The sequence below is a fragment of the Streptomyces deccanensis genome (assembly GCF_022385335.1).
Classification (GTDB): Bacteria; Actinomycetota; Actinomycetes; order Streptomycetales; family Streptomycetaceae; genus Streptomyces; species Streptomyces deccanensis.
Window position 1 is genome coordinate 9720453 of record NZ_CP092431.1, and the last position, 26004, is coordinate 9746456.

Genomic DNA, 26004 nt, shown 5'->3' on the forward strand with positions numbered 1-26004 from the left:
GAGCATAGTGGCCCCAACCGACAGCATTCGCCGCCCCGTGGACCAGGAGCCGGTTCGAGGTCAGCCGACGGGTCGACGGTGCAGCGGCTCCAGGGCGGCGGCCAGGACGTGCGGGTCGTGGTGGCCCTTGTGGACCGTCGGCGGCCGCCTGTCGAGGTGGAGGAGCCGGGACACCGCCGTCCACGCCGTGCGCACCGAGTACTCGACGGTGAGGACGACGTCGTCGGGCAGTTCGGCGAACTGGCCGATGAAAGCGAGGTTGACCGAACCCTCCGGCACGACCTCCGGCCGGTCGCCGTGGCGGCGTACCAGGAACTGGCTGGTGCGGTAGGGCATCAGACAGGGCACGACGGTGGAGGACTTCAGGACGCGGGTGGTGGTCCTCTCGTCGAAGGGCAGATGGTGGAGGACCTCTTCGAGGATCTCCCGGCCCGAGCACATGGTCATCGGCTTGGGTGTGTGGTTGCCGGAGCGGCCGGGGAAAAGGCCGTAGCCCCACCAGACGGACACACCGTCCGGCTGGTCGCGGTAGACCGGCTGGCGATCGGCCACGATCGTGAGCAGCCAGGGGGAGTCGGTGAAGGTCATCATGCCGCCCCGGCCGGTCTCGCGACCGCTGAACTCCGCGAGTGCGTCGAGGAAGGCGGGGTCGTCGGCGGTGACCGTGAACGACACCCCGCGGGACTCCTCGACATGCTTGTCGAAGACGGTCGGGTCGCCGAAGTCCTCGCGTCCGCGGGCCAGCCGGTGCCAGAGCAGCCAGGCGTCCGAGCGGTGCGGGGGCGGCGGCGGAGCGGCCAGGTGCGACCCGACACTGGTCGCGTCGGTCATCGAGCCGTTGGTGACCAGGACCAGGTCCTCGGGAGCGATGTCGATCCGCTCGTCGTGGCCGCTTCGGGAGAGGTGGATGCTGCTCACCGTTCCGCTCCTGGTCCCAGGGGCGAACCCCAGGTCGGTGACACGGCATCCGGTGCGGATGACGACCCCGCGCTGGCGCAGCCAGGACGTCAGGGGGCGCACGATCGAGTCGTACTGGTTGTACCGCGTGCGGTGGATGCCCGCCATGGAGCCGAACTCCGGGAGCAGATGGAGGAAACGCCTGAGATGGCGGTGGAACTCGACGGCGCTGTGCCAGGGCTGGAAGGCGAATGTGGTGCACCACATGAACCAGAAACCGGTGGTGAAGAAGTGCGGGCCGAAGCAGTCGGTGATCCGCTTGCCGTCCAGGTGTCTCTCGGGGGTGGCCGCGCACCGCACCAGTTCCCAACGGTCCCGCTCGGAGAAGCCCATGGACGTCGTGTCGACGATCTTTCCGTCGCCGTCGACGAGCCGGGCGACGTCGTCCCAGGCGAAGTCCTCGTGGCCGGCCAAAATCTCCTGGGTGACCGACACCGACGGGTCGTCCGTCGAAGGGATGGTGGACAACAGGTCGTAGGTGCAGCGGAACTCGGCCTCGAACATCCGCCCGCCCCGCATGGTGTAGCCGGCGTCCGGGGTGCCACCCGCGTCGAGACTGCCCCCGATGGAGCGCTGCCCCTCGTAGAGCTGAATGTCCGCTCCGTCGAAACCGCCCTCGCGGATCAGGAACGCCGCCGCCGCGAGCCCCGCGATGCCACCGCCCACGAGATATGCCTTCGCCATCACACAACTCCTCGTCCTCGCCCCGTGGCCGGGGCCGCGCACCAAAGATGGCCCGGGCCACGGGGCGCCGTCGGTGGGCCGTTGGTCATCTGCCGGGGCCGTACGGCCCTACCGAGCCGTGTGCGGGGCCTCGCTCCACCGGCGTCGGCTCCGCCGCGCCACGGGTGTGCTGCCGGTGCGGTGGCCGCGGTCCCGGAGGTGGGCGGCCCTGCCGGTCTGCCGACACAGCCGGTCGTGGAGTTCGTCGACGACCTCCGTGGCGGTGTCTTCCTCCGCGAGGACGACGAGAGGACGCCCGCCGCCCCCGCCGTCGCCGCCCTCGGCGGCGCGGACACCGGGGCGCCACGGCCGACCGGCTCGTTCGCCGTCGGCCGGTAGCGGCCCGCGGTCGACCTCACCGAGGCGCGGAGGCATCCTCCGACGCCGGCGCCGTTCCGGGGGGCGTCAGGTCGAAATCGACGGACACCACACCCTCCACGGCACGGACCAGCCGGGCCGCCACCGGCACCAGCGAGGTGTCCCGGACCCGGCCGCCGAGCCGTACGACGCCGTCCCGCACGTTCACGCGAACGGCGGAGGCAGGGGCCGGGAAGAGGTAGGCGACGACCTCACGTCGCACCTCCTCGGCGATCTCCTCGTCGGTGCGCAGGAACACCTTCAGCAGATCCGCGCGGCTGACGATGCCCTCCAGCACCCCGTCGGCGTCGACCACCGGGAGCCGCTTGACCTTGGCCCGGGCCATCGTGCGGGCCGCCTGGGCGAGCGTCACCCCCGACCGGACCGTGAGGGCGGGGGAGGCCATCAGCTCCTCGGCGGTCACCGCACCGGCCTTCGCCAGATCCGCCAGCCTGCGCAGCTGGGTGTACCGGTCGGGGTTGCTGTCGCGGAACTCCTCCTTGGGCAGCAGGTCCGCCTCGGAGACGACGCCGATCACTCGGCCGTCCTCCTCGACCACGGGCACGGCACTGATCCTCCTGTCCCGCATCAGCTGGACGATCTCCTTGAAGGCCGTCCCGCGCCCGACTGTCGCGACCGTACGGGTCATGACGTCGCCGACCATGTGCGGTGTGCCGTGCATGCTCACTCCTTCGAGGTCCGCGCGGGGAAGTCGAGGTCCGCGCGGGGTGAGGGCGGACGGGTCAGCGGGCGCTGCCGGCGCCGTAGGGGGCGTACAGGTCCAGCAGGCGGGTGCGTGCGGCCTGCAGGCGGTGGGCGAGCACCTCTCCGACCCACAGACCCACGGCCCGGCCCATGGCCGGGTCCTCCTGGCACATGAGACGGACGGCCGTGGCGTCGAACTCGTACGCCCGCACCGGAGTCGTCGCCTCGGCGCCCAGGTGCCACACGTGCGGGGGGAACAGCCAGGACCAGCCGACGAGTTCGTTGTGCCGGAGCGACTCGATGACGGCCGGCCGGCGGCCCGGCACCCGCATGTCGAGCTCCACCGTGCCCGTGCGGAGGATCCAGAATCGGTCGGCGCGGCTTCCCTCCTCGAACAGCCGTGTCCCCTGCGGGAACGCCACCTCACGGGCGACGCGCATCAGCCGCTGCCGATGCTCCGTGGGCAGCGCCCGCAGCATGCTGGGCGTGGGTGTGGTGATCATGGCGTGCCTCCAGGCGGTCTACCGGAACTGCCATGCCCAGCCTGTGCCGCGCCGCCCCCGCCCGCCATGGGCCGTCCGGTCCCTCACCCGGGCCGGTCGGCACGGCGGACGAGCCTTCCGGCACCCTGTGGCGACCGGGCCCCCGCTGTTCCATGAAGGCATGGGACGAACCGCCCGACCGAGGGGGATGAGCACCGTGGGTACCTCACTGACTCCCGACTTCTGGAGGCTGTTCGCCGTACTCCTGGCCGTGTCCGCGACGCTCACGTTCGTGTTGAGCACCCTGCTCGACGCGCTGTACGTACGGCGGCTGCGGCGGCGGCAGGACCGACGGACCACAGCCGGCGCGGAGGGGAGTGCGGACCGGCCGTCCGACACTCCTGCGGACGCCGCACGGCACCGCCCGCTCACGGCCCGCCGGAGCCGGACCCCGCACCCGCCCCGCCGAACACCCGCGCACCGGTGACAGGCGAGCCCGGCCGTCCGGGGCCACGCCGCCCGGGCGCCGTGGCCCCGGACGGCCGGGCTCGCCTCGACATCCTCACCTCACCCGCCTCGATCGTCTTCGACCGGGCCGAGAACCGGCTGCACACCATCAAGGCCGTACTCGTGGCCACCCTGGAGGACTGAGTCATGCGCATGGTCGTCGCCCTCGGCGGCAACGCCCTGCTGCACCGGGGCGAACGCCCCGAGGCGGCCGTCCAGCAGGCGAACGTCGACCGCGTCGCCACCGCCCTCGCGGCCCTCGCCCGCGACCACGACATCGTCGTCACCCACGGCAACGGCCCCCAGATCGGGCTGCTGGCGCTGGAGAGCGAGTCCGACCCCGCGCTGAGCGCGCCCTACCCGATGCACCTCCTCGGTGCCCAGACGCAGGGCATGATCGGCTCTTTGTTGGCCTGTGCCCTGCACAACGTCATGCCGCGCCGCCGGATCGCCACCCTGGTCACCCACACCCTCGTCCGCTCCGACGACCCCGCCTTCGACCGGCCCACCAAGTTCGTCGGCCCGGTGTATCCGCAGGACGTCGCCGACCGCCTCGCCCGCGTCCACGGCTGGCGCATGGCGCCGGACACCGGGGGCAGGCGTCGCGTCGTACCCTCCCCGAGGCCCGAGCGCGTCCTGGAGACCGACACCGTCCGCGAGCTCCTCGCCACCGGCACCCTGGTCGTCTGCGGAGGCGGCGGGGGCGTACCGGTCACCGCCGACCGTGTCACCGGTGCCCTCACCGGCGTCGATGCGGTCGTCGACAAGGACCTCACCGCGGCCCTGCTCGCCGAGGAGCTGAAGGCCGACTTCCTGCTGATCCTCACCGACGTGCCCTACGTCTACGACGGCTACGGCACCTCCGACCAGCGCCCCCTGCTCGACGCCACGCCCGACCAGCTGCGCGGACGCGGGTTCGCCCCCGGCTCGATGGGGCCCAAGGCCGAGGCCGCCGCACTGTTCGTCAGCCGCACCGGGGGGCTGGCCGCCATCGGCGCCCTGGACGCGGCCTACGAGATCGTCCACGGCCTCTCGGGGACACTGATCCGCCCCGATCTCCCCACGGGTTGACGGGTCGACGGGTTGACGGGGCTTCGAGCCCCCGGCCGACGACGAGCCGGGGGCTCCGAGCCCCGGCCCCGGACCACGGGGGACCAACGGCACTGCCGAGTGCGCCGCTCGGCACTCCCCCCGGCCCGCGCGAACGACGAGCATCCGAGGCGCAGGCAAGTGCGACGAACCGAGGAGAGGACCGGCGATGACCGCGACCACGACCGTGGGCAGCCGAACGAGCGACGCCTGGCGGGACTTCGCCGGGACACACTGGCGCGAGCAGGTCCACGTACGTGACTTCATCCAGGCCAACTACACCCCGTACGAGGGCGGAGCCGACTTTCTGAGCGGCCCGACGGACCGTACCCGCGCCGTCTGGGAGAAGATCGTCGCGCTGTTCCCCGAGGAACGCAGCCGGGGCATCCTCGACGTCGACCCCGCGACTCCCTCGACGATCACCTCGCACGCGCCCGGGTACATCGACCGCGAGCGCGAACTGATCGTCGGCCTGCAGACGGACGCGCCTCTCAAGCGCGCGATCATGCCGAACGGCGGCCTGCGGATGGTGGAGAACGGACTGCGCGCCTACGGCTACGAACCCGACCCGTTCGTCACCCGGGTCTTCGGCACCTACCGCAAGACCCACAACGACGGCGTCTTCGACGCCTACACCCCCGAGATGCGCGCCGCCCGCAAGGCGGGCATCATCACCGGGCTCCCGGACTCCTACGGACGGGGCCGGATCATCGGCGACTACCGTCGCGTGGCGCTGTACGGCACGGACCGGCTGACCGAGGCCAAGAAGGCCGAGCGGGCCCTGCTGGACGCCCGGCCCTCCACGACCGACGTCGTCCGCGACCGGGAGGAACTCGCCGAGCAGATCAGGGCGTTGGGCGAGCTGACCCGGATGGCCGCCGGCTACGGCTGCGACGTCTCCCGCCCCGCGACCACCGCCCACGAGGCCGTGCAGTGGCTCTACCTCGGCTACCTCGCCGCCGTGAAGGAACAGAACGGCGCCGCGATGTCCCTGGGCCGCACCTCGACCTTCCTCGACGTCTACCTCCAGCGCGACCTGACGGCGGGGCTCCTCGACGAGACCCGCGCCCAGGAACTGATCGACGACTTCGTGATCAAGCTGCGGATCGTCCGCTTCCTGCGCACCCCCGAGTACGACGCCCTCTTCTCCGGCGACCCCACCTGGGTGACGGAGTCCCTCGGCGGCATCGGGGCCGACGGACGCCCGCTGGTCACCCGCACCTCCTTCCGCTTCCTCCAGACGCTGTACAACCTGGGCCCCGCACCCGAGCCGAACCTCACGGTGCTGTGGTCGCCGGGCCTGCCCGACGGCTTCAAGCGGTTCTGCGCCCAGGTCTCCATCGACACCAGCGCCGTGCAGTACGAGTCCGACGAACTGCTGCGCCCACGCACCGGGGACGACACGGCGATCGCCTGCTGCGTCTCCGCCATGGCCGTGGGGAAGCAGATGCAGTTCTTCGGGGCCCGGGTGAACCTCGCCAAGGCGCTGCTGTACGCGGTCAACGGCGGCCGCGACGAGATGACCTCCGAACAGGTCGCCCCGGCCACGCCCCCGCTCACCGGCGAGTACCTGGACCACGCGGAGCTGTCGGCGGCGTACGACCGGGTCCTGGACTGGCTGGCCGCGACGTACGTCGACGCCCTGAACGTCATCCACTACATGCACGACAAGTACGCCTACGAGCGCATCGAGATGGCGCTGCACGACCACCCGGTGCACCGCTTCATGGCCTGCGGCATCGCCGGGCTGTCGGTGGCCGTGGACAGCCTGTCGGCCGTGAAGTACGCGCGGGTGAAGGTGTTCCGGGACGCCGCCGGCCTCGCCGTCGACTTCCGTACCGAGGGCGACTTCCCGACCTACGGCAACAACGACGACCGCGCCGACGACATCGCCGTCCAGCTGGTCGAGTCGTTCATGGCGAAGGTGCGCGAGCACCCCACCTACCGGGACGCCGAGCACACCCAGTCGGTGCTCACCATCACCTCCAACGTGGTCTACGGCAAGCACACCGGCAACACCCCCGACGGCCGCCGCGCCGGACAGCCCTTCGCCCCCGGCGCCAACCCCATGAACGGCCGCGATCTGCACGGGGTGGCCGCCTCGGCCCTGTCGGTCGCCAAGCTGCCGTACGAGCAGGCGCGCGACGGCATCTCGCTGACGACGACCATCACCCCGGAGGGCCTCGGTCACCGTCCCGACGAACGCGCGGGCCACCTCGTCGGCATCCTCGACGCCTACACCGCCTCGGGCGGCTTCCACATGAACGTCAACGTCCTGGACCGCGCCACGCTCCAGGACGCCATGGAGCACCCGGAGAAGTACCCCGACCTGACCGTGCGCGTCTCCGGATACGCCGTCAACTTCGTCCGGCTGACCCGCGAGCAGCAGCTCGACGTCATCAGCCGCACCTTCCACGGATCGATGTGACCCGGATGCCCTCGCCCAGGGGCCGGATCCACTCCTGGGACCTGTCCACCGGCGTGGACGGTCCCGGGACCCGGTTCGTCCTGTTCGTCGCCGGCTGTCCGCTGCGCTGCCTGTACTGCGCCAACCCCGACACCTGGCACATGCGAGACGGGAAGGAGACCACGGTCGACGAGGTGATGGCGGAGATCGAGAAGTACCGTGCCTTCCTCACCACGGCCGGCGGAGGCGTCACCGTCACGGGCGGCGAACCCCTCCTCCAGCCCGGCTTCACCGGCGAGATCCTGCGCCGCTGCAGGGAACGGGGACTGCACACCGCCCTCGACACCTCCGGCTTCCTCGGCGCCCGCGCCACCGACGAACTCCTCGGCGACACCGACCTGGTGCTGCTGGACATCAAGTCCTTCGACGTCACCACCTACCGGCGGCTGACCGGTGGCGAACTGAGCCCCACCTTGAACTTCGCCACCCGCCTCGACCGGCTCGGCGTCCCGATGTGGATCAGATACGTCCTGGTGCCCGGCTGGACGGACGAGCCGGAGTCCGTCGAGGGCCTCGCGCGCTTCGTGGCCGGTCTGGGCGCGGTCGACCGCGTGGACGTCCTGCCGTTCCACAAGCTCGGCGCCGCGAAGTACGAGGCCCTCGGCCTGCCGTTCCCGCTCCGCGACACCCCCGGCCCGGACGCCGACCTGACCGAACGGGTCCGTGAGCGGTTCAGGACGCACGGCGTGTCCGCCTACTGATCCGCACGTGCCGCCCCACTCCCCGCCGCGCCTCCGTCGCCCAACGGCCCTCACTGACAGGGCCGTTCAGCCCCACAGCCGCAGACCTTCGGCACCCGGCGCGCCTCTGCGGACGCGACGAGAGTAGAGGCATCACACCACGTCCCGACCGTCCCCGAAGGGAACACCATCATGGCCGTGCACGAGCACCCTCACCGGAGGCCGGGCCTCCACCTGCCGTCCTTCCGGGGGACCCGGACCGCCTCTGCGGCCGAGACCACCCTGTCGGAGGCGGCCGGCACGCACGCGGTGGCGGCCTACTCGCTCGCCTCCCTGCGCCTGCTCACCGGATTCGTCTTCCTGTGGGCGTTCCTCGACAAGACCTTCGGCCTCGGCTACGCCACCCAGTCCGGCAAGGGCTGGATCGACGGCGGTTCGCCGACGAAGGGCTTCCTCGGGTCCGTCGCCGTGGGGCCAATGGAGTCGACCTTCCACTCCTGGGCCGGCGACCCCTGGGCCGACTGGCTGTTCATGCTCGGTCTGCTCGGCATCGGGCTCGCCCTGACCGCCGGGGTCGCCCTGCGGCTCACGGCCGTCGCCGGCACGGTGATGATGGCGCTGATGTGGGTCGCCGAATGGCCGCCCGCCCGGCATCTGTCGGACGGCTCGCCGAGCATGTCGACGAACCCGTTCGCGGAGTACCACGTCGTCTACGCCGTCGCCCTGGTCGTTCTCGCCGCCACGGCCGCCGGAGACACCCTCGGCCTCGGCAGGGCCTGGGCCGGACTCCCGCTGGTGCGCCGCAGCCCCTGGCTGCGTTGACCCCGGGAGGGGCGGCGGGCCCGACGCTGGGCCCGCCGCTCCACGACCGCGCGGGGCAGGGCCGGTCGGCCCTCTCCAGGGACCTGCGGCCCCTGCCGGGCCACCGGCCCGCGGAAGAAGCTCTAACCAGGACGCGGACGCCCCCGCTCGAACCCTCCGATCAGTACCCACGACCCCAAAGGTGGAGATCATGAACCGCACCGTCATCGTCGGCCTCGACGGCTCCCGTGAGAGTCGCTCGGCGGCCGAGTGGGCGGCCCGCGAGGCACAGCTGCTCGGCGTGCCGCTGAAGCTGGTGCACGTCTGGGAGCCGGTCCCGGTCCCGATGGCGCAGGCACCGCTGCTCGGCGCGGAGACGCAGCAGCACTGGACCGAGCGCGTCCCCCGTGAGGCCGCCGAGGGCATCCGCCTGCGCCACCCGGGGCTGGAGGTCGTCACCGAGCATGTCGCCGGTCGCCCCTCCGAGGTGCTGGTCGACCAGGCGAGGAACGCCGAGCTGCTGGTCCTGGGCTCCCGCGGGCTGAGCGGCATCGGCGGCTTCATGGTCGGCTCGGTCGGACTGGCGGTCGTGGCGCACGCCGAACGGCCGACCGTGCTGGTCCGCGCCGAGGAACTGGCCGCGGACGAGCACGAGATGGACCCGGCCGGCATCCCGTCCGCGGCGACACCGTTCCGTCCCGTCGTCCTCGGTCTCGACGTCGAGAGCCCCGACGAGGAACTGATCGAGTTCGCCTTCGCGGCCGCCGCCCGCCGCGGCACCTCCCTGCGGGTCGTGCATGGCTGGAACCCGCCCCCCTACTACGCCTACGGCCTCTCCGTCGACCTCGAACTCCACGGCGCCCTCGCCCGCCGCGAGACCACCGTCCTCGCCGAGGTCCTGCGCCCGTGGCGCGCGAAGCACCCGGACGTCGAGGTCACCGAGGAGTCGCACTACGGCACCCCCGGCAACCACCTCGTCGACGCGTCCCGCGAGGCCTCCCTGGTCGTCGTGGGCCGCCGGATCCGCCGCAACCCCTTCGGCGCCCACATCGGCCCCGTCGCCCACGCGGTCCTGCACCACAGCGCCGCCCCCGTCGCCGTCGTCCCGCACAACTGACGCCACAACCCGAGGAGTTGACCCCCATGAAGGCAGCGGTCGTCCGAGCCTTCGGCGAGCCCCTGGTCATCGAGGACCGCCCCGACCCCGAGCCCGGCCCCGGCCAGGTCCGCGTCAGGGTCGAGGCGTCCGGACTGTGCCACACCGACATCCACGCCGCCCACGGCGACTGGCCCGTCAAGCCGAACCCGCCGTTCGTCCCCGGCCACGAGGGCGTTGGCCTGGTCGAGAAGCTTGGCGACGGGGTCACCCACCTCCGCCTCGGCCAGCGGGTCGCCGTGCCCTGGCTGGGCCGGGCCTGCGGGCGCTGCGAGCACTGCCTGTCCGGCTGGGAGACGCTGTGCGAGCAGCAGATCAACACCGGCTACGGCTGCGACGGCGGGTACGCCGAGAAGATGCTGGCCTGGGCCGACTTCGCCCAGCCGGTGCCGGACGGTGTCACCGCCGTCGACGCGGCACCGCTCACCTGCGCCGGCGTGACCACGTACAAGGCGCTCAAGGTCGCCGACGTGCGGCCCTCCCAGCTGGTCGCGATCTCCGGGATCGGAGGCCTCGGGCACCTCGCCGTGCAGTACGCCAAGATCGCCGGAGCGACCGTCGCCGCGATCGACGTCACCGACGAGAAGCTCGAACTGGCCGCCGAACTCGGTGCCGACATCATCGTCGACGCCCGCAAGGAGGACGTCGGCGAGGTGCTCAAGCGGCACGGCGGAGCCCACGCGGCCATCGCCCTCGCCGTGAACGACGCCGCCTTCGCGGCCGTCAACACGGGCCTCAGGCGCGGCGGCAAGCTCGTCATGGTCGCCCTGCCCGCCCACGGCACCGTCCAGGTCCCGATCTTCGACACCGTCCTGAACGGCACCAGTGTGATCGGCTCGATCGTGGGCACCCGGCAGGACCTCGCCGAGGTCTTCCAGCTGCACGCGGCCGGCCGGACCAGGGTCATCTGCGAGACCCGCCCGCTGGCCTCCGTCAACGACTCCATCGACGAGGTGCTGCGCGGCCAGGTCAAGGCCCGGATCGTGTTCGACCTCGGCGCGGGACGGTGAGCGACATGACGCAGGACCTGCCGGTCGTCGTCGGCGTGGACGGCTCCGAGCCGAGCCTGCGGGCCGTGGACTGGGCCGCCGACGAGGCCGCACTGCGCGGGACGCCGCTGCGGCTGGTGTACGCCTCACTGTGGGAGTGGTACGAGGGCGCCCACCTCGCCGAGGACGTCGGCGGGACGTCCGAGGGGGTGCGGGCGGAGGTGATCGTGGAGAGCGCCGCCCAGCGGGCCGGCCAACGCCGCCCGGAGGTGAAGATCACCACCGAGGTGGTGCCGGAGGAGCCCGAGTACACCCTGCTGCGGGAGAGCCGCACCGCCTCCCTGCTGGTGACGGGCACCCGGGGCCGCAGCAGCCTCACCGAGGCGCTCCTGGGCTCGGTGAGCCTGACGGTGGCCGCGCACGCGTATTGCCCGATGGTCGTCGTACGCGGCAGCCACGACAACCGGGCCCTGCCCACCACGCACGGCCGGATCGTCGTCGGCGTCGGCGAGCGGCCGACCTCGTCGGCGGCGGTGCGGTTCGCCTTCGACGAGGCCCGGCGGCGCGGGGCCGAGGTCGAGGCGGTCAGGGCCTGGCGGTGCCCCGCGCACGAGGGCACCGACCACCCGCTGCTCACCGGGGAGCCGGCCCGGCTGCACGAGGAACGGGCCGTGGAAGGCCTGGAGGAGGCTCTCCGGAAGGCTCCCGACGACGTCCGGCTGCGCCGCCGTACCGTCGAGGGCCATGCCCGGATCGCGCTGTCGGACGCCTCCCACGACGCCGACCTCCTCGTCGTGGGAGCCAGGCGTCGCCAGCGGCACTTCGGACTCCAGCTGGGCCGGGTGACACACGGGGTGCTGCACCACTCCGCCTGCCCCGTCGTGATCGTGCCCGAGCCGGAGTGAGCACGGTGACCGGCTGCTCACACACCCGCCGCGTGATCCGGGACGTACGTCCGCAGATCGCGCGGCGGGCGCTCGTAGCCGGTCGACGGCGGGCGCTCCGGCAGTTCCAGCACCGGGGGCGGCACCTCGCGGTACGGCACCGACGCCAGCAGATGGGCGATCATGTTCAGCCGGGCCCGGCGCTTGTCGTCGCTCTCCACGACGTACCACGGCGCCTCGGTGATGTCGGTGTGCACCATCATCTCGTCCTTGGCACGCGAGTACGCCTCCCAGCGGGTGAGCGACTCCAGGTCCATCGGCGAGAGCTTCCAGCGCCGCAGCGGGTCCTCCAGGCGGCGCCGGAAGCGCTCCTGCTGCTCGGTGTCGCTCACCGAGAACCAGTACTTGCGCAGCAGGATCCCGTCCTCGATCAACATGCGCTCGAAAAGGGGACATTGCCGCATGAACAGCTGGTACTCCTCTTTGGTGCAGAAACCCATGACGTGCTCCACACCGGCCCGGTTGTACCAGGACCGGTCGAACAGCACGATCTCCCCGGCCGCCGGCAACTGCTCGACGTACCGCTGGAAGTACCACTGGGTGCGCTCGCGCTCCGTCGGCTTGGGGAGGGCCGCGATCCGGGCGACACGGGGATTGAGGTGCTCGGCGACCCGCTTGATCGTGCCGCCCTTGCCCGCCGCGTCCCGCCCCTCGAAGACCACGACCAGCCGGGCGCCCTCGGCCCGCACCCACTCCTGGAGTTTCACCAACTCCGTCTGCAACCGCAGCAGTTCCTTCTCATATGCCGCACGCGACACCTTCGTCGCCTTTTTGCCGGCCATGCCGTCCTCCACCGCCCGACGACCCCCGTCGATGAGTTCGGGAGTCACCCATGACCCAGGTCGAACACCAGAACGTCACCGTACTTTCCGACGACGAGCTGCGCACCCTGGACGCCCACTGGCGGGCCGCCAACTACCTGGCGGCCGGGCAGATCTACCTCATGTCCAACCCCCCGCTCACCGAACCGCTGCTCCCGGAACACATCAAGCCGCGGCTGCTCGGGCAGTGGGGCACCTCCCCGGGCCTGAACCTCGTCCACACCCACCTCGACCGCGTGATCAAAGCGCGCGACCTGGACGCCCTCTGCGTCTGGGGACCCGGGCACGGCGGGCCGTCCGTGCCGGCCGGCTCCTGGCTGCACGGCACCGATCTGCCGGAGATCGCCGACTGGCACTGGGCCTGACGCCGCCGCCGGGCCGCGGCCTCACCCGTGTGAGGCCGCGCCCCGTGCCACCGGTGCCCCGTCGACGAGCGCCTCCGGCAGGTCCGGTTGCACCTCGAAGGCCCCGCCCAGCCCCGCGCACCGCAGCAGCCGCCGGAAGGTGCTCGCGGGTGTGACCAGCCGCAGCCGGCCGTGCCGCGCACGGATCCGGCTCTGTGCCCGGCACAGCAGGCCGAGCCCGGAGCAGTCGACGAAGGACACGGGACGCAGGTCGATCACCACGTCGGGGCGGGACACGGCCGTCAGCGCGTCCAGGGCCGCAGAGAGCGCGGAAACAGCCAGAAGGTCGAGTTCGCCGTGCAGCGACACGATCGTGCTGCCGGCGGCGCTCCGGGTCGTGTGATATGCGGAGGACCTCGTGGGTTCGTCGTCCATGAAGACAGACAAGCCAAGCCCGCGTGACCTGCGGAAGGGCCGTTCGGTCCCTTTCGAAGGTCCCGCACGGACCCTCCGCCCGCGATGCGCAGGCCCGCCCGTCGGGACCGCGCGCCACGGCCGTGCGCCACGGCCCGAACGTCCCTGCGGACAGGGGCCGTTCGGCACGCCCACGGGTCACCCGGCTCCTGCCCGGGGCGGCGGTCCACGACGAACATCGAGAGTGGGGGGCCACCATCCGGCGCTCCTCGGTCACCGTCCGTCGAAAGGGAAGCGGAGCCATGACCCACAACGATGTGGTCGTAGGAGTGGACGGCACCCTCGCCTCCACCAGGGCCCTGGACTGGGCCGCCGGGGAAGCGATCCGGCGCGGTGCCGAGCTGCGCCTGGTGTGCGCCGCTTCCGACCGCGACGAGGCCGCGCCGATCCTCGGGGCCGCCGTCGCGCGCGTCCACCATCGGCACCCCGGTCTCCCGGTCCTGACCGTCGCGGCCGAGGGCGGCGCCGTGCGGGCGCTGGCGCGGGAGAGCGCCGACGCGGTACTCACTGTCGTCGGCACCCGGGGCATGGGGCGCACCGCCGGCCTGCTGCTCGGATCGGTCAGCCTGCGGCTGTCCCGTCGCGTGCGGGGTCCGCTGCTCGTCGTGCGCGGGGACCACCCGTGCGACAGAGGGCGCGAGGTGGTGCTCGGCCTGGAGGACGACACGGACGAGCGGGCCGCCCTCTACGCCTTCGAGGAGGCCCGCCGACGCGGCGCCCACCTGCGCGTCCTGCACTCCTGGTCCCACCGCCACCTCACCCCCGCACTGCCGCCGCTCGTGCCCACCGAGGGCCCGCGACAGGATCCGGCCACCTCCTACGAGCGCGTCGAGGAGGCCGTCCCGCGCTTCGCCCTGGCCGCACTGCGGGAGCGGTACGCCGATGTCCCGGTGGAAGCCGTCACGGTGCGCACGGGCGCGCCGGAGGCTTTGCTGGAGTCGACCCGCGAGGCCGGTCTGGTGGTCGTCGGCTCGCACCACCGGACGTCCGCCGTCGCCCCGCACCACACGCAGGTCGCCCCCGTCCTGCTGCGCCGCGCGCACTGCCCGGTGGTCGTCGTCCCCGCCGCGTGAACCGTACGACTCCAGGAGGCCCACCCATGTCCCGTGTCGTCGCCGTGGGTCTGGACGGATCGCCGGAGAGCCGCGCGGCCGCGGACTGGGCCGCCCGTGAGGCCCGGCTGCACTCCGTCGCCCTTCGGGTCGTGCACGCCGACGACCTGCCCCCGCACCATTACGTGCCCTTCGCCGGCGAACAGATCGCTCCGCCCGGCGCGGACCGTTCCGCCGCGCTGCTGCGCGAGTCGATCGCCCGGCTGGCCCACCGCCACCCGGGCCTGCCGATCGAGGGCGAGCGACTGCCCGGGCACCCCGCGTCGGCCCTGGTCGCCGTGGCCGAGGGCAGCGAACTGCTGGCGCTCGGGTCGCGGGGGCTGGGCAGGGCCGCCGGGTTCCTGCTCGGCTCCGTCGCGGCGGCCGTGGTGGCGCGGGCCGGACGGCCGGTCGTCCTCGTCCGCGCCGAAGCCGCGAGCGAGTACCGCACCGACGCGTCCGGGAACGCGACGACCGCCTACCGGGACGTCGTGCTGGGGCTGAACCTCGGCGAAACCGACGACACGGTCGTCGCGTTCGCCTTCGACGCGGCCGCACGGCGCGCGACGGGACTGCGCGTCGTCCACGGCCGCGGCACCCCGCGGCCCGGCGACAGCTGGACTGCCGGGGCCGAACAGGAGCCGTCCGTCCGCCTCGCGCCCTGGCGGGACAAGTTCCCCGGTGTGGAGGTGACCGAGGAGGCCGTGGTCGGCCGGGCCGGAAAGCAGTTGGTGAACGCTTCCCTCGACGCCTCCCTCGTGGTCGTCGGCCGCCGTGTCCGCCGGGCCCCGCCGGCCTCGCACATCGGTCCCGTGACCTACGCGGTCGTACGGCGCTCCCTCGCCCCGGTCGCCGTCGTCCCGCACCTCTGACACCGCGCACGCCCGAACCGCCCTGCCCCGGACAGGAGGGGCAGGGCGGCGCTCCAGTGCGCGTGGGACGCGGCGGGACGGGATCGAGCGACACCGGTCACCGGCTGTCGCTGACATCCGTCCCGGTCAGGGTGGCCCGGCCGGCCTCCAGGCGGGCCACGGGGACGCGGAAGGGGGAGCAGGAGACGTAGTCGAGTCCGGCCGCGTGGAAGAAGTGCACCGACTCAGGGTCGCCGCCGTGCTCGCCGCACACCCCGATCGTCAGGTCGGGGCGGGCGGCGCGGCCCTCGTCGACCGCGATCCGGACCAGGCGGCCCACACCCTCGCGGTCGATCGTCTCGAACGGCGAGGCGGTGAACACGCCCTTGTCGAGGTAGGCGGAGAAGAACTCCGCCTCGACGTCGTCGCGGGAGAAGCCCCACGCCGTCTGGGTGAGGTCGTTGGTGCCGAAGGAGAAGAACTCCGCCTCCTCGGCGATCCGGCCCGCGGTGAGCGCGGCCCTCGGCAGTTCGATCATCGTGCCGACGGGGCACCGCACGGGCACACCGGTCTCCTCCCCGACCCTGGCCAGCACCTGCTCCACCTCCTCACGGGCGAGCCGTAGCTCCTCGACCGCGCCGACCAGCGGAACCATGATTTCCGCGTGCGGTGCGCCACCGGCCCGGACGCGCTGCGCGACTGCCTCGGCGATCGCCCTCACCTGCATGGCGACCAGCCCGGGAACCACCAGCCCGAGGCGCACGCCCCGCAGGCCGAGCATCGGGTTCTCCTCGTGCATGCGGTCGACCGCCGTCAACAGCTCGGTGTCGTGCGCGGCGGGCAGCTCACCCCGGGCCTCGGCGGTGGCGACCCGGACGGCGAGTTCGGTGCGGTCGGGCAGGAACTCGTGCAGCGGCGGGTCCAGCAGACGAATGGTGACCGGCAGGCCGTCCATCGCCTCCAGGATGCCGACGAAGTCGCGTCGCTGCAGGGGCAGCAGAACCCCGAGTGCCCGCGCCCGCTGGGCGTCGGTGCGGGCCAGGATCATCTCCTCGACCAGCTTGCGCCGCTCGCCGAGGAACATGTGCTCGGTCCGGCACAGTCCGATGCCCTGCGCGCCGAACCGCCGGGCGCGGGCCGCGTCCTCGGGCGTGTCGGCGTTGGCGCGCACCTCCAGCCGCCGTACGGCGTCGGCGTGTTGCAGGGCCCGGGCGCCGGCCGCGACGATCCCGTTCGCCTGCTCGCCGGTCTCCAGGTAGCGCATGAACGCCGAGGCGACCAACGGAACGCCACCCGGGTACACGGCGCCGGCCGAGCCGTCGACCGAGACGACGGTGCCCTCCTCGACGACGGTGCCCGCCCGTGTGGTGAAGCGCCGGGCGTCGGTGTTCACGGTGAGTTCCTCGGCGCCGCACACACAGACCTTGCCCATGCCGCGGGCCACCACGGCCGCGTGGCTGGTCTTGCCGCCCCGGCTGGTCAGCACCGCCTGGGCCGCCAGCATGCCGGGCAGGTCGTCGGGGGTGGTCTCCTGGCGCACGAGGACCACCTGCTCGCCGGCGGCCGCCCGGCGTACGGCCTCGGCAGAGTCGAAGACCGCCGCACCGACAGCGGCACCGGGCGAGGCCGGGATGCCGTGGGCGAGGGCGTCACCGGTCGCGGCGGTGTCGAAGCGCGGGAACATGAGCCGGGCGAGCCCGTCCCCGCTGACCCGGGCGAGCGCCTCGTCCGGCGTGATGAGCCCCTCCTCGACCAGCTCGGCGGCGATGGCGAACGCGGCCTCGGCGGTGCGCTTGCCGACCCGGGTCTGGAGCATCCACAGGGTGCCGCGCTCGATGGTGAACTCGATGTCGCACAGGTCGCGGTAGTGCCGCTCCAGGGTGCCCATGTGGTCGCACAGGCGTCGGTACGACCCCGGGTCCAGCCGCTCCAGGTCCGTCAGGGGGACCGTGTTGCGGATACCGGCCACGACGTCCTCGCCCTGGGCGTTGGACAGGTAGTCGCCGTAGAGCCCGGGGCGCCCGGTGGCGGGGTCCCGCGTGAAGGCGACACCACTGCCGGAATCGGCGCCGAGGTTGCCGAAGACCATGCGCTGCACGGTGACCGCCGTGCCGAGATCCTCGGGGATGTGCTCGCGCCTGCGGTACAGGCGGGCGCGTTCGCCGTTCCAGGAGCGGAAGACCGCGAGGACGGCGAGACGGAGTTGCTCGGCAGGGGACTGGGGGAAGTCCTGTCCGGTCTCGTCGCGGATCAGGGACTTGTAGGTCTCCACGAGCCAGGCGAGGTCGCCCGCGTCGAGATCCACGTCGTCCTGGACCTCCCGGGCCTCCTTGAGCAGGGTGATGGTCCCTTCGAACAGGGCCGTGTCGACCCCCATGACCGTGCTGCCGAACATCTGGACGAGCCGGCGGTAGGAGTCCCAGGCGAACCGCTCGTTCCCGGACGTCTTGGCGAGCCCCTGGACGGATTCGTCGTTCAGGCCGATGTCGAGGACCGTCTCCATCATGCCGGGCATCGAGAAGCGCGCTCCCGAACGGACCGACAGCAGCAGCGGGTCGTCCCGCTGCCCCAGGGACCGTCCGGCGGCCCGCTCCATCGCCGTGAGATGCCGGGAGATCTCCGCCGTCATCCCCTCCGGTTCCGCACCCGTGGCCAGGAAGGCCCGGCAGGCCTCCGTGGTGACGGTGAAACCGGGCGGGACCGGGAGGCCCAGCCGGGTCATCTCGGCCAGGTTCGCTCCCTTGCCGCCGAGCAGGTCGGCCATCTCCCGGCCGCCCTCCGCGAAGTCGTACACGTAACGGACCATGACACCGGTCTCCTCCGGTTGGCTGCGGACTCGCTGCAGCTCCAGCGTCGAACGGACGGCGGCCCGCCCGGCAGGTGCTGTCCGTCCCCGGGGGCGGGCCGATGGGCCCTGGTCCGCTTTGGTCCGCTGTTGGTCTCCGGCCGCGCGGATGACCGTGGCTGATGACCGGAACGGTCTGTGCCCCCTGGCCGGGACAGCGCGGAACAGCGCAGGACAGAGCGGGGCAGAGCAGCCAGGAGCACGGTGGCAAGCTCCGACGACGCCCGTGTCCGGTTGCCGCAGTTGAGGTTGGACGAGCTGTTGGAGGAGTTGCAGGCGCGTCTGGATGCGGCGCGGGGGGCTCCCGGGGAACCCGGCGGGGGGAGGGGACGTCCGGCGTCGGGAGGAGGCCGCTCGGCCCCGTGCCGGGGACGGCCGGGAGTCCGACGCTGAAGGTGTCGCAGTGTGTCACCCGAGCATCTCGGAGGTCGCCATGACCGGCACTCCCCATCTCGTGAGCGATGTGATGACCCGCACGGTGGGGGCCGTGCGCCACCGGGCGGCGTTCAAGGACATCGTGAAGGCCATGCGGCAGTGGCACGTCAGCGCGGTTCCCGTCGTGGACGACGAGGAACGCGTCGTGGGCGTCGTCTCCGAGGCGGACCTGCTGCACAAGGAAGAACTGCGTGACGGCGACCCGGACCTGCCCAGGGCCGGACACGCACCGGCCGGAGGATTCCCGTATCCGCGGCTCCGGCGACTGTCCGACCTCGGCAAGGCGGCCGCGGTGGAGGCGGAGGGGTTGATGACCGCGCCGGCCGTCACCGTCCACGGCGACACGACCCTGGCGCAGGCCGCCCGGCTGATGGCCCGGCACCGGGTCAAGCGGCTTCCGGTGGTCGACGCCGAGGGTCGGCTGCGGGGCGTCGTCAGCCGCTCCGACCTGTTGAAGGTGTTCCTGCGCGACGACGCGGACATCGCCGAGGAGATCCGGCGCGACGTCGTGCCGATGCTCGACCCGGACTCGGACGGACCGGGGTCGGACGGACCGTTCCGGGATGAACCGGTCCGGGTGGCCGTGCGCAAGGGAGTCGTCACCCTCACGGGCCGGCCCCGGAACACCGCCCTCGTCCCCGTGGCCGCCCGTCTCGCACGCGCCGTCGAGGGCGTGGTGGACGTCGACTGCGCGTTCACCGGCACGGACTCCGGCCCCGGCCCGGACCAGCAGAGGAGGAGTGAAGCCGGACGTCCGACCGCGAAGGAGGGGGCATGAGCATCGCATCCCGGCAACCGCTCGCTCCCGTGCTGCGGGAGGTCCGGGCGGTCGTGTTCGACACCGACGGAGTGATCACCGACTCGGCACGGGTGCACGCCGCGGCCTGGAAGACCGCCTTCGACGCCTTCCTGCGCGCGCATCCGCCCGACGACCCGCGGCAGGGGCGCCCCTTCGACGTCCGGGACGACTATCTGCGCTTCGTGGACGGCAGATCACGGCTCGACGGGGCCGGCGCCTTCCTCGCGTCGCGTGGCCTCGAACCGTCGGCGCGGACGGTGCGCGCCGTGGCGGCGGAGAAGGAACGGCTGTTCACCCGGCGACTCGGCGAACAGGGCGTCGAGGCCTACCCGGGGACCGTACGGCTGGTCCGTGCCCTGCGGGCGGCACGCCGGCCGGTGGCCGCGGTGTCCGCCTCCCGGCACGCCCGCGAGCTGCTCAGCGGGGCCGGGGTGGTCGATCTCTTCGACGCCCTGGTCGACGGAGGAGAGGCGGCCCGCCTGGGGCTGGCCGGAAAGCCCTGCCCCGACCTGTTCCTGGAAGCGGCTCGACGTCTCGATGTCCCCCCGGACCGTGCGGCGGTCGTCGAGGACGCCCTGGCCGGAGTCGAGGCCGGCCGACGCGGCGGCTTCCGCCTGGTCGTCGGAGTGGACCGCGCCCATGGCCCCGACACCGGGGAACGTCTGCTCCGGCACGGCGCCGACATCGTGGTGGCCGACCTCGGTGAACTCCTCGAAGGCGGACCGTGAGAGACGAGCAGGGACGAGCAGGGCAGGCAGCCCCTGCCCGGTCAGCTCGTCCTCTGGCTCCACAGCGGGCCGATCCGGGCCCAGTCCGTCCCCCATCGCTCGACGCGCCGCCGGTCGATCCACCGGCGTCCGGCGCCGCCGGCGCCGAACACCAGACCGCTCAGGGCGAGCCCGGCGACGACGCCCAGGACCCCTGCCTCCACGGCCGCCTCGGTGGGCGTGGGCGGCTCGGTGCTCAGCGCGCCCCGTCCGTCGGTCCAGACCTCGACCTCGGCGCCGGCCCGCTGTCCGGTCTCCACCATGGTCGAACCGGTACGGGTGACCCCTTCGGGGGTCGTCCAGCGCACCTGCGCCGAGGTCCTGTCGTTCCCGTCGCCCACACCCGAGGCCGTCAGCGGGACGTCGGAGACGAGGACAGCCGAGGCGGTACGACGGTCGGCACGCTGTGCGGCGAAGACGCCCTCCGCGGAGCGAGTGGTCATGACGCCGGTGATCGTGCCGCCGACCACGACGGCGATCCACACGGCCAGCACGATCCACGCCTCTGTCACGTCGTCCCGCCGGCGCAGCGGATTGCGCCGCCACCGCCACAGTGCCCTGCTCGTCTTCCTCGGGTGCCTGCCGCAGTTCATCGGTCCCAGCCTCCTCGTGTCACCGTCTCCCCAGGAAGGTGACAGCCGGGGCACGGCGGTCACAGGGGCCGAGGGGGTGCCCCCAGCGGGCCGACCGGGACCGACTCGTCGCCGAGAGGGGACCTTCAGCCCTGGCCCGGCGGGGACCAGCGGCCTGCGGGCCTTGACGCGAAGCCTTCGCCCGGAGCGACGGGCGCCGGTCCGCCGAGTGGGCCCCTTGCCCCTCCGGCACCGGGTGGGGACCGGCCGGCCCATGCGAGGTCCGGCCGAGAGGACCAAGCTGGATCTGCGGGGCCAACCCGGCACCGCACCGGCGTCCGGAAGTACGGCCCGTGGGTCGACCACCGGTCCGCAGGGCCCGGGAAACAGAGAAGGGCAGGGGATCGTCATGAAGGGCTTGGTCTTCCACGGCCCCGGAGAGTCGTCCTGGCAGGAGGTGCCCGACCCGGGGATCAAGGACCCCACCGACGCGATCGTCCGAGTCGACACCGTCACGATCTGCGGGACGGACCTGCACATCCTCAAGGGCGACGTGCCCGAGGTCCGCCCCGGCACGGTCCTCGGCCACGAGGCCGTCGGGGAGATCGTCGAGGTCGGCAGCGACGTACGGACCGTGCGGCCCGGTGACCGGGTGCTGGTCTCCTGCATCACCGCCTGCGGCCGGTGCCGCTACTGCCGGGAGGGCGCGTACGGCCAGTGCCGGGGCGGCGGAGGCTGGATCCTCGGCCACCTGGTCGACGGAACCCAGGCCGAGTACGTCCGGGTCCCGTACGCCGACCTGTCCGTCCACCCGCTGCCCAGCACGCTGACCGCCAAGGACGCCGTCCTGCTGGCGGACATCTTCCCCACCTCCTACGAGGTGGGCGTCGTCAACGGGTGCGTCCGCCCCGGCGACACCGTCGCCGTCGTGGGCGCCGGCCCCATCGGCCTCGCGGCGATCGCCACCGCCCGGCTGTTCTCGCCCGAGCGGATCGTCGCCGTGGATCTGGCTCCGGCCCGACTGGAGGCCGCCAGGCGACTCGGGGCGGACGCGGTGGCCGACGCCCGGGAGGCTCCGGAGCAACTGGTCTCCGACCTCACCGACGGACTCGGCGCGGATGTCGTGATCGAGGCGGTCGGCGTACCGGAGAGCTTCGAGCTCTGCACCCGCATGGTGCGCCCCGGCGGGCATGTGGCCAACGTCGGCGTGCACGGCAAACCGGCGACGCTGCACCTCGAAGACCTGTGGATCAAGAACGTGACCATCACCACGGGCCTGGTGGACACCCATTCCACCCCCACCCTGCTGCGGATGGCGGCCGCCGGCCGACTGCCCACATCGTCCCTGGTCACCCACACCTTCCCGCTGGACGAAATGGAACAGGCGTACGACGTCTTCTCCCGGGCGGCCGACACCGGCGCGCTCAAGGTCGTGCTCGGCGAGCCCCAGCACGACGTCGTCGCCGTCCCGGCGGCCTGACGCGGCCGGTCGCACGGCGATCGGCTTCCGAAGCCGCGTCCGGCGGGACCCGGGTCGGGCGGACGACCACAGGTCTGGGCCGCTCTCCGGCCCGGCCGGGACCGATGGCCCCTGATCGGGGGAGCGCGACGGAGGGACGATGGTGCGCACACCCGACGTACGGGTGGGCTGGGCACGAGGCATGGGACGGGCGGGCTGATGTACGCCAACGACGGATTCCGCGAACTGGACAGGCAGGAATGTCTACGGCTGCTGGCGAAGGCGACCGTCGGCCGCATCGTCCACACCCGCCAGGCGCTGCCGGCGGTTCTGCCGGTCAACTTTTCCCTGGACGGGGAGGGTTCGGTCGTCCTGCGCACGTCTGCCGCCTCGGAACTCGCCCGCGTGGTGGACGGGGTGGTCGTGGCCTTCGAGGCCGACGAGGTCGACCCGGCCGCCCACTCCGGCTGGAGCGTCGTCGTCACCGGCCGGGCCTCGATCGTGACCGATCCGGCCCAGCGCGCACGGCTGGCCCGCAGCGGCCCGCGCTCGTGGGTCGCCTCCCCGCAGGACCTCTTCCTCCGTATCGAGGCGGAACTGGTCACCGGCCGTGAACTCGTCGGCGGCCGGGCGATGTACGGCGTGGACCTGATTCCCTGACGTCCTGGTTCGTGGCAACGCGGCCGTACACACCGGAGCCGCCGTCCGCACACAGGGTGCGGACGGCGGCTCCGGTGTGTACGGGGCCGGACCCAGCCCCCCGGGGTCCGGCCCCGCCCCCTCACACGGCGGCCGTCGGGTCCTCACCCGTGGCCGCCCCGCCGCGGCCGGTCCCCCGGTAGGCCGCGCGCATCAGGGTCTCCATGTCGGCGAGCATCGGCATGCGCGGGTTGGCGGGGGCGCACTGGTCGTCGTAGGCGTTCAGGGCCTGTTGGGGCAGCGCGTCGAGGAAGGCCCGCTCGTCGACGCCGAGGGCCCGGAACGACGGCTCGATGCCCACGGCGTCCCGCAGCCGCTCCACGGCCGTGGCCAGGGACTCGACGCCCTCCGCCGGGGTGGCGGCGGGCAGGCCGAGCGTACGGGCGATGTCCTGGAAGCGTTCGGGGGCGCGGTAGTGCTCGTACTTGGGCCAGCCGGTCAGCTTCGTCGGGACGGTGCCGTTGTAGCGGATCACATGGGGCAGCAGGACCGCGTTGGCGCGGCCGTGGGCGATGTGGAAAGTGGCGCCGAGGGTGTGCGACATGGCGTGGACGATGCCGAGGAAGGCGTTGCCGAAGGCCATGCCCGCGATGGTGCCCGCGTTGTGCATCTTCTCCCTCGCCCGAGGGCTGTCCGCGCGGTGGTTGACGGCCGCCTCCAGGTGGTCGAGGACCAGCCGGATCGCGTGCAGGGCGAGCCCGTCGGTGAAGTCGTTGGCGTACACCGACACATACGCCTCGATGGCGTGGGTGAGCGCGTCGAAGCCGCTGTCGGCGGCCAGCGCCGGGGGCAGCTCCATGGTGAGCAGGGGGTCGACGATGGCCACGCTCGGGGTGAGCGCGTAGTCGGCGAGAGGGTACTTCTTGCCCGTCGCCGGGTCGGAGATCACGGCGAAGGGCGTGACCTCGGCGCCCGTCCCGGACGTCGTGGGCACACAGACCAGGCGGGCGCGCGCCCCGGGCACCGGGAAGCGGAAGGCACGCTTGCGGATGTCGGAGAACTTCTGCCGCATGTCCGCGAAGTCCATGTCCCGGCCGGCGGCCTGCTGCTCGTACAGCAGCCACATCACCTTCGCCGCGTCCATCGGGGAACCGCCGCCCAGCGCGATGATCGTGTCCGGGCGGAAGTCCCGCATCAACCGGGCGCCGCGCTGCACGGAGTCGATGCTCGGCTCCGGCTCGACGTTGTCGATGACCTGCACGGTCACCGGTTCACGGCGTCGCTGCAGGACGCGGTTGACGCGGTCGACGAAGCCCAGGCGGGTCATGGTGGCGTCGGTGACGACCGTGACGCGGTGGACGTCCGGCATCGACTGGAGATACCGGATGGCCTGCGGCTCGAAGTAGATCTTCGGCGGGACCTTGAACCACTGCAGGTTGTTGCGCCGGTTGGAGACCCGCTTGATGTTCAGAAGCTGCGCGGCGGAGACGTTGTCGGACACCGACGTGCTGCCCCACGAGCCGCAGCCCAGCGTCAGCGACGGCAGCAGGCCGTTGTAGATACCGCCGATGGCCCCTTGCGAGGAAGGGGAGTTGACGATGATCCGCACGGTCTTCATCCGCCTGCCGTACGCCTCGGCGACCGCCCGGTCCTCGGCGTGGATCACGGCGCTGTGCCCCTGGCCGTGGAACGCGACCATGTCGGCGGCCAGCTCGAAGCCCTGTTCCTGGGAACCCGCGCGCAGCACGGTGAGCACCGGGCAGAGCTTCTCCCGGGTCAACGGCTCGGCAGGGCCGACCCGTTCGGCCTCGACCAGGATGAGCGAGGTGCCGGCGGGCACGCTGAAGCCGGCCTGCTCGGCGATCCACTCCGGGCTCTGCCCGACGGCCGCGGAGTTGACCTTGGGCTCGCAGCCGCCGCCCATGGCCCCGCCTCCCACGGCCCCGCCGCCAGGGAAGAGGAAGGCCTCCAGCTTCGCCTTCTCCTCGGCGGTCGCCAGGTGGGCGCGCAGGGTACGGAACTCGGTGAGGGCCGCGTCGTAGATCTCGGCGTCCAGGATGACGGCCTGCTCCGAGGCGCAGATCATCCCGTTGTCGAAGGACTTCGACAGCACCAGGTCGTTCACGGCCCGGCGCAGTTCGGCGCTCCTGTGCACATACGCCGGTACGTTGCCCGCTCCGACGCCCAGGGCGGGCTTGCCCGCCGAGTAGGCGGCCTTGACCATGCTGTTGCCGCCGGTGGCGAGGATCAGCGAGACACCGGGGTGCCGCATCAGCATGCCGGTCGCCTCGACGGACGGGGTCTCGATCCACTGCACGCAGTGCTCGGGGGCCCCCGCCGTGACGGCCGCGTCGCGCACGACGCGGGCCGCCTCCGCGCTGCAGCGCTGGGCGGAGGGGTGGAAGGCGAAGACGATCGGATTGCGGGTCTTCAGGGCCATCAACGCCTTGAAGATCGTGGTGGACGTCGGGTTGGTCACGGGAGTGACCGCGCACACCACCCCCACCGGCTCGGCGATCTCCACCATGTCCTCGATGTCGTCGCGGGCGATGACGCCGACCGTCTTCATCGGACCCATGCTGTGCGTGACGTGCTCGCACGCGAACATGTTCTTGGCCGCCTTGTCCTCGAACACACCGCGCCCGGTCTCCTCCACCGCGAGGCGGGCCAGCGCCGTGTGCCGGTCCAGGGCGGCCACCGACGCCTTCTTGACGATGTGGTCGACCTGTTCCTGGGTGAGGCCGTCGTAGTCGGCCAGCGCCTTGAGGCCGTCCGTGACCAGACGGTCCACGGCCACGGCCGTCCGGGACGGCGCGTAGGTGGCCGTGCCGGCCGAGGGGTCGCTTTCGTGACGGGTCATGAGGAGTGCCTCCGGAGTCGAGCGCCACCGTCGTGCGACCGGTGGCGTACGGGGTGGGACGGTGCCGTACGAGGCAGCCGTCCCGGGACCGATGTCGCTCACCCGCTCACTCTCCTCCGCCCCCGGCCCTGTTCCGGAGGTGCCGATGGTCCCTCGTCGGGGCTGAACGGCCCGACCGAGCCGGCCGGCC

Annotated in this window: 23 protein-coding genes and 2 pseudogenes; 17 read left to right on the forward strand and 8 right to left on the reverse strand. The window is 72.5% G+C overall.

Going from position 1 to position 26004, the window contains the following annotated elements; genetic code table 11:
- Nucleotides 1–60: 60 nt before the first annotated feature.
- The gene (locus tag L3078_RS42725; RefSeq protein WP_239759681.1) at nucleotides 61–1641 is read right to left on the reverse strand and encodes an oleate hydratase; all 1581 of its coding nucleotides are present in this window, start codon (nucleotides 1639–1641) and stop codon (nucleotides 61–63) included.
- Between the two features lie 180 nt (nucleotides 1642–1821).
- On the opposite strand from L3078_RS42725, the gene L3078_RS42730 reads away from it, so the two are divergent.
- The gene (locus L3078_RS42730) at nucleotides 1822–2019 is read left to right on the forward strand and encodes a hypothetical protein (RefSeq protein ID WP_239759682.1); all 198 of its coding nucleotides are present in this window, start codon (nucleotides 1822–1824) and stop codon (nucleotides 2017–2019) included.
- A gap of 16 nt (nucleotides 2020–2035) precedes the next feature.
- Here L3078_RS42730 and L3078_RS42735 read toward each other — a convergent pair whose 3' ends face one another.
- Nucleotides 2036–2719, reverse strand: a complete 684-nt coding sequence (locus tag L3078_RS42735) for a CBS domain-containing protein (protein WP_239759683.1) — start codon at nucleotides 2717–2719, stop codon at nucleotides 2036–2038.
- Nucleotides 2720–2780: 61 nt separating this feature from the next.
- Nucleotides 2781–3245: a cyclic nucleotide-binding domain-containing protein gene (locus L3078_RS42740; RefSeq protein ID WP_220644464.1), complete on the reverse strand. Its 465-nt coding sequence runs from the start codon at nucleotides 3243–3245 to the stop codon at nucleotides 2781–2783.
- Nucleotides 3246–3441: 196 nt separating this feature from the next.
- Between L3078_RS42740 and L3078_RS42745 the strand changes: the two genes are divergently transcribed.
- From L3078_RS42745 to L3078_RS42785, 9 genes and pseudogenes are all read left to right on the forward strand, one after another.
- Nucleotides 3442–3711 carry a hypothetical protein gene (locus L3078_RS42745; RefSeq protein WP_239759684.1) on the forward strand — a complete coding sequence of 90 codons (270 nt, stop codon included), beginning with the start codon at nucleotides 3442–3444 and terminating at the stop codon, nucleotides 3709–3711.
- A 68-nt stretch (nucleotides 3712–3779) separates the two neighbouring features.
- A pseudogene (locus L3078_RS42750) lies at nucleotides 3780–3875 on the forward strand (ornithine carbamoyltransferase, subunit I); the annotation flags it as partial.
- Between the two features lie 3 nt (nucleotides 3876–3878).
- Entirely contained in the window at nucleotides 3879–4802 is a 924-nt protein-coding gene (locus tag L3078_RS42755) for a carbamate kinase (protein WP_239759686.1), read from the forward strand.
- A 187-nt stretch (nucleotides 4803–4989) separates the two neighbouring features.
- On the forward strand, nucleotides 4990–7248 hold the full coding sequence (pflB, locus tag L3078_RS42760) for a formate C-acetyltransferase (RefSeq protein ID WP_239759687.1): 2259 nt from the start codon (nucleotides 4990–4992) through the stop codon (nucleotides 7246–7248).
- Between the two features lie 5 nt (nucleotides 7249–7253).
- Nucleotides 7254–7988 (forward strand): pyruvate formate-lyase-activating protein, encoded by a 735-nt coding sequence (pflA, locus tag L3078_RS42765; RefSeq protein WP_239759689.1) that lies wholly within the window; start codon nucleotides 7254–7256, stop codon nucleotides 7986–7988.
- Nucleotides 7989–8159: 171 nt separating this feature from the next.
- Nucleotides 8160–8789, forward strand: coding sequence for a DoxX family membrane protein (locus L3078_RS42770; RefSeq protein WP_239759690.1), 630 nt, complete (start codon nucleotides 8160–8162; stop codon nucleotides 8787–8789).
- Nucleotides 8790–8979: 190 nt separating this feature from the next.
- Nucleotides 8980–9885: a universal stress protein gene (locus tag L3078_RS42775; protein ID WP_239759692.1), complete on the forward strand. Its 906-nt coding sequence runs from the start codon at nucleotides 8980–8982 to the stop codon at nucleotides 9883–9885.
- 26 nt (nucleotides 9886–9911) lie between these two features.
- Entirely contained in the window at nucleotides 9912–10934 is a 1023-nt protein-coding gene (gene adhP / locus L3078_RS42780) for an alcohol dehydrogenase AdhP (protein ID WP_239759693.1), read from the forward strand.
- A gap of 5 nt (nucleotides 10935–10939) precedes the next feature.
- Nucleotides 10940–11818, forward strand: a complete 879-nt coding sequence (locus tag L3078_RS42785) for a universal stress protein (RefSeq protein WP_239759694.1) — start codon at nucleotides 10940–10942, stop codon at nucleotides 11816–11818.
- A gap of 17 nt (nucleotides 11819–11835) precedes the next feature.
- On the opposite strand, the gene ppk2 is transcribed toward L3078_RS42785, so the two are convergent.
- Nucleotides 11836–12639, reverse strand: coding sequence for a polyphosphate kinase 2 (ppk2, locus tag L3078_RS42790; RefSeq protein WP_239759696.1), 804 nt, complete (start codon nucleotides 12637–12639; stop codon nucleotides 11836–11838).
- Between the two features lie 50 nt (nucleotides 12640–12689).
- On the opposite strand from ppk2, the pseudogene L3078_RS42795 reads away from it, so the two are divergent.
- A pseudogene (locus L3078_RS42795) lies at nucleotides 12690–13007 on the forward strand (phosphoketolase family protein); the annotation flags it as partial.
- Nucleotides 13008–13064: 57 nt separating this feature from the next.
- Here L3078_RS42795 and L3078_RS42800 read toward each other — a convergent pair.
- Nucleotides 13065–13457 carry an STAS domain-containing protein gene (locus L3078_RS42800; RefSeq protein ID WP_239759698.1) on the reverse strand — a complete coding sequence of 131 codons (393 nt, stop codon included), beginning with the start codon at nucleotides 13455–13457 and terminating at the stop codon, nucleotides 13065–13067.
- Between the two features lie 281 nt (nucleotides 13458–13738).
- Here L3078_RS42800 and L3078_RS42805 point away from each other — a divergent pair, with 281 nt between their 5' ends.
- Both L3078_RS42805 and L3078_RS42810 read left to right on the forward strand, forming a co-directional pair.
- Nucleotides 13739–14569, forward strand: coding sequence for a universal stress protein (locus L3078_RS42805; RefSeq protein ID WP_239759701.1), 831 nt, complete (start codon nucleotides 13739–13741; stop codon nucleotides 14567–14569).
- Nucleotides 14570–14595: 26 nt separating this feature from the next.
- Entirely contained in the window at nucleotides 14596–15459 is an 864-nt protein-coding gene (locus tag L3078_RS42810; RefSeq protein ID WP_239759702.1) for a universal stress protein, read from the forward strand.
- 97 nt (nucleotides 15460–15556) lie between these two features.
- Here the strand turns inward: L3078_RS42810 and ppdK are convergent, their stop codons facing one another.
- Nucleotides 15557–18244 (reverse strand): pyruvate, phosphate dikinase, encoded by a 2688-nt coding sequence (gene ppdK, locus L3078_RS42815; protein WP_239759704.1) that lies wholly within the window; start codon nucleotides 18242–18244, stop codon nucleotides 15557–15559.
- A 472-nt stretch (nucleotides 18245–18716) separates the two neighbouring features.
- Here ppdK and L3078_RS42820 point away from each other — a divergent pair, with 472 nt between their 5' ends.
- Entirely contained in the window at nucleotides 18717–19496 is a 780-nt protein-coding gene (locus L3078_RS42820) for a CBS domain-containing protein (protein ID WP_239759709.1), read from the forward strand.
- Nucleotides 19493–20245 carry an HAD family hydrolase gene (locus tag L3078_RS42825; protein WP_239759710.1) on the forward strand — a complete coding sequence of 251 codons (753 nt, stop codon included), beginning with the start codon at nucleotides 19493–19495 and terminating at the stop codon, nucleotides 20243–20245. Before L3078_RS42820 ends, L3078_RS42825 begins: the two co-directional genes overlap by 4 nt.
- A gap of 41 nt (nucleotides 20246–20286) precedes the next feature.
- Here L3078_RS42825 and L3078_RS42830 read toward each other — a convergent pair whose 3' ends face one another.
- The gene (locus L3078_RS42830) at nucleotides 20287–20877 is read right to left on the reverse strand and encodes an Rv1733c family protein (protein ID WP_239759713.1); all 591 of its coding nucleotides are present in this window, start codon (nucleotides 20875–20877) and stop codon (nucleotides 20287–20289) included.
- 388 nt (nucleotides 20878–21265) lie between these two features.
- Here L3078_RS42830 and L3078_RS42835 point away from each other — a divergent pair, with 388 nt between their 5' ends.
- Entirely contained in the window at nucleotides 21266–22336 is a 1071-nt protein-coding gene (locus L3078_RS42835) for a zinc-dependent alcohol dehydrogenase family protein (protein ID WP_239759714.1), read from the forward strand.
- Nucleotides 22337–22534: 198 nt separating this feature from the next.
- Nucleotides 22535–22975, forward strand: a complete 441-nt coding sequence (locus L3078_RS42840) for a pyridoxamine 5'-phosphate oxidase family protein (protein ID WP_239759717.1) — start codon at nucleotides 22535–22537, stop codon at nucleotides 22973–22975.
- A gap of 121 nt (nucleotides 22976–23096) precedes the next feature.
- On the opposite strand, the gene adhE is transcribed toward L3078_RS42840, so the two are convergent.
- On the reverse strand, nucleotides 23097–25814 hold the full coding sequence (gene adhE, locus L3078_RS42845) for a bifunctional acetaldehyde-CoA/alcohol dehydrogenase (RefSeq protein WP_239759719.1): 2718 nt from the start codon (nucleotides 25812–25814) through the stop codon (nucleotides 23097–23099).
- Between the last annotated feature and the right edge of the window lie 190 nt (nucleotides 25815–26004).

Coding starts and splice junctions, on each gene's coding strand:
- L3078_RS42725 (WP_239759681.1), bottom strand. CDS start 1,641: ATGGCGAAGGCATATCTCGTGGGCGGTGGCATCGCGGGGCTCGCGGCG.
- L3078_RS42820 (WP_239759709.1), top strand. CDS start 18,717: ATGACCGGCACTCCCCATCTCGTGAGCGATGTGATGACCCGCACGGTG.
- L3078_RS42755 (WP_239759686.1), top strand. CDS start 3,879: ATGCGCATGGTCGTCGCCCTCGGCGGCAACGCCCTGCTGCACCGGGGC.
- L3078_RS42840 (WP_239759717.1), top strand. CDS start 22,535: ATGTACGCCAACGACGGATTCCGCGAACTGGACAGGCAGGAATGTCTA.
- adhE (WP_239759719.1), bottom strand. CDS start 25,814: ATGACCCGTCACGAAAGCGACCCCTCGGCCGGCACGGCCACCTACGCG.
- adhP (WP_239759693.1), top strand. CDS start 9,912: ATGAAGGCAGCGGTCGTCCGAGCCTTCGGCGAGCCCCTGGTCATCGAG.
- ppk2 (WP_239759696.1), bottom strand. CDS start 12,639: ATGGCCGGCAAAAAGGCGACGAAGGTGTCGCGTGCGGCATATGAGAAG.
- ppdK (WP_239759704.1), bottom strand. CDS start 18,244: ATGGTCCGTTACGTGTACGACTTCGCGGAGGGCGGCCGGGAGATGGCC.
- L3078_RS42800 (WP_239759698.1), bottom strand. CDS start 13,457: ATGGACGACGAACCCACGAGGTCCTCCGCATATCACACGACCCGGAGC.
- L3078_RS42810 (WP_239759702.1), top strand. CDS start 14,596: ATGTCCCGTGTCGTCGCCGTGGGTCTGGACGGATCGCCGGAGAGCCGC.
- pflA (WP_239759689.1), top strand. CDS start 7,254: ATGCCCTCGCCCAGGGGCCGGATCCACTCCTGGGACCTGTCCACCGGC.
- L3078_RS42770 (WP_239759690.1), top strand. CDS start 8,160: ATGGCCGTGCACGAGCACCCTCACCGGAGGCCGGGCCTCCACCTGCCG.
- L3078_RS42825 (WP_239759710.1), top strand. CDS start 19,493: ATGAGCATCGCATCCCGGCAACCGCTCGCTCCCGTGCTGCGGGAGGTC.
- L3078_RS42835 (WP_239759714.1), top strand. CDS start 21,266: ATGAAGGGCTTGGTCTTCCACGGCCCCGGAGAGTCGTCCTGGCAGGAG.
- L3078_RS42805 (WP_239759701.1), top strand. CDS start 13,739: ATGACCCACAACGATGTGGTCGTAGGAGTGGACGGCACCCTCGCCTCC.
- L3078_RS42735 (WP_239759683.1), bottom strand. CDS start 2,719: ATGCACGGCACACCGCACATGGTCGGCGACGTCATGACCCGTACGGTC.
- L3078_RS42775 (WP_239759692.1), top strand. CDS start 8,980: ATGAACCGCACCGTCATCGTCGGCCTCGACGGCTCCCGTGAGAGTCGC.
- L3078_RS42830 (WP_239759713.1), bottom strand. CDS start 20,877: ATGAACTGCGGCAGGCACCCGAGGAAGACGAGCAGGGCACTGTGGCGG.
- pflB (WP_239759687.1), top strand. CDS start 4,990: ATGACCGCGACCACGACCGTGGGCAGCCGAACGAGCGACGCCTGGCGG.
- L3078_RS42740 (WP_220644464.1), bottom strand. CDS start 3,245: ATGATCACCACACCCACGCCCAGCATGCTGCGGGCGCTGCCCACGGAG.
- L3078_RS42785 (WP_239759694.1), top strand. CDS start 10,940: ATGACGCAGGACCTGCCGGTCGTCGTCGGCGTGGACGGCTCCGAGCCG.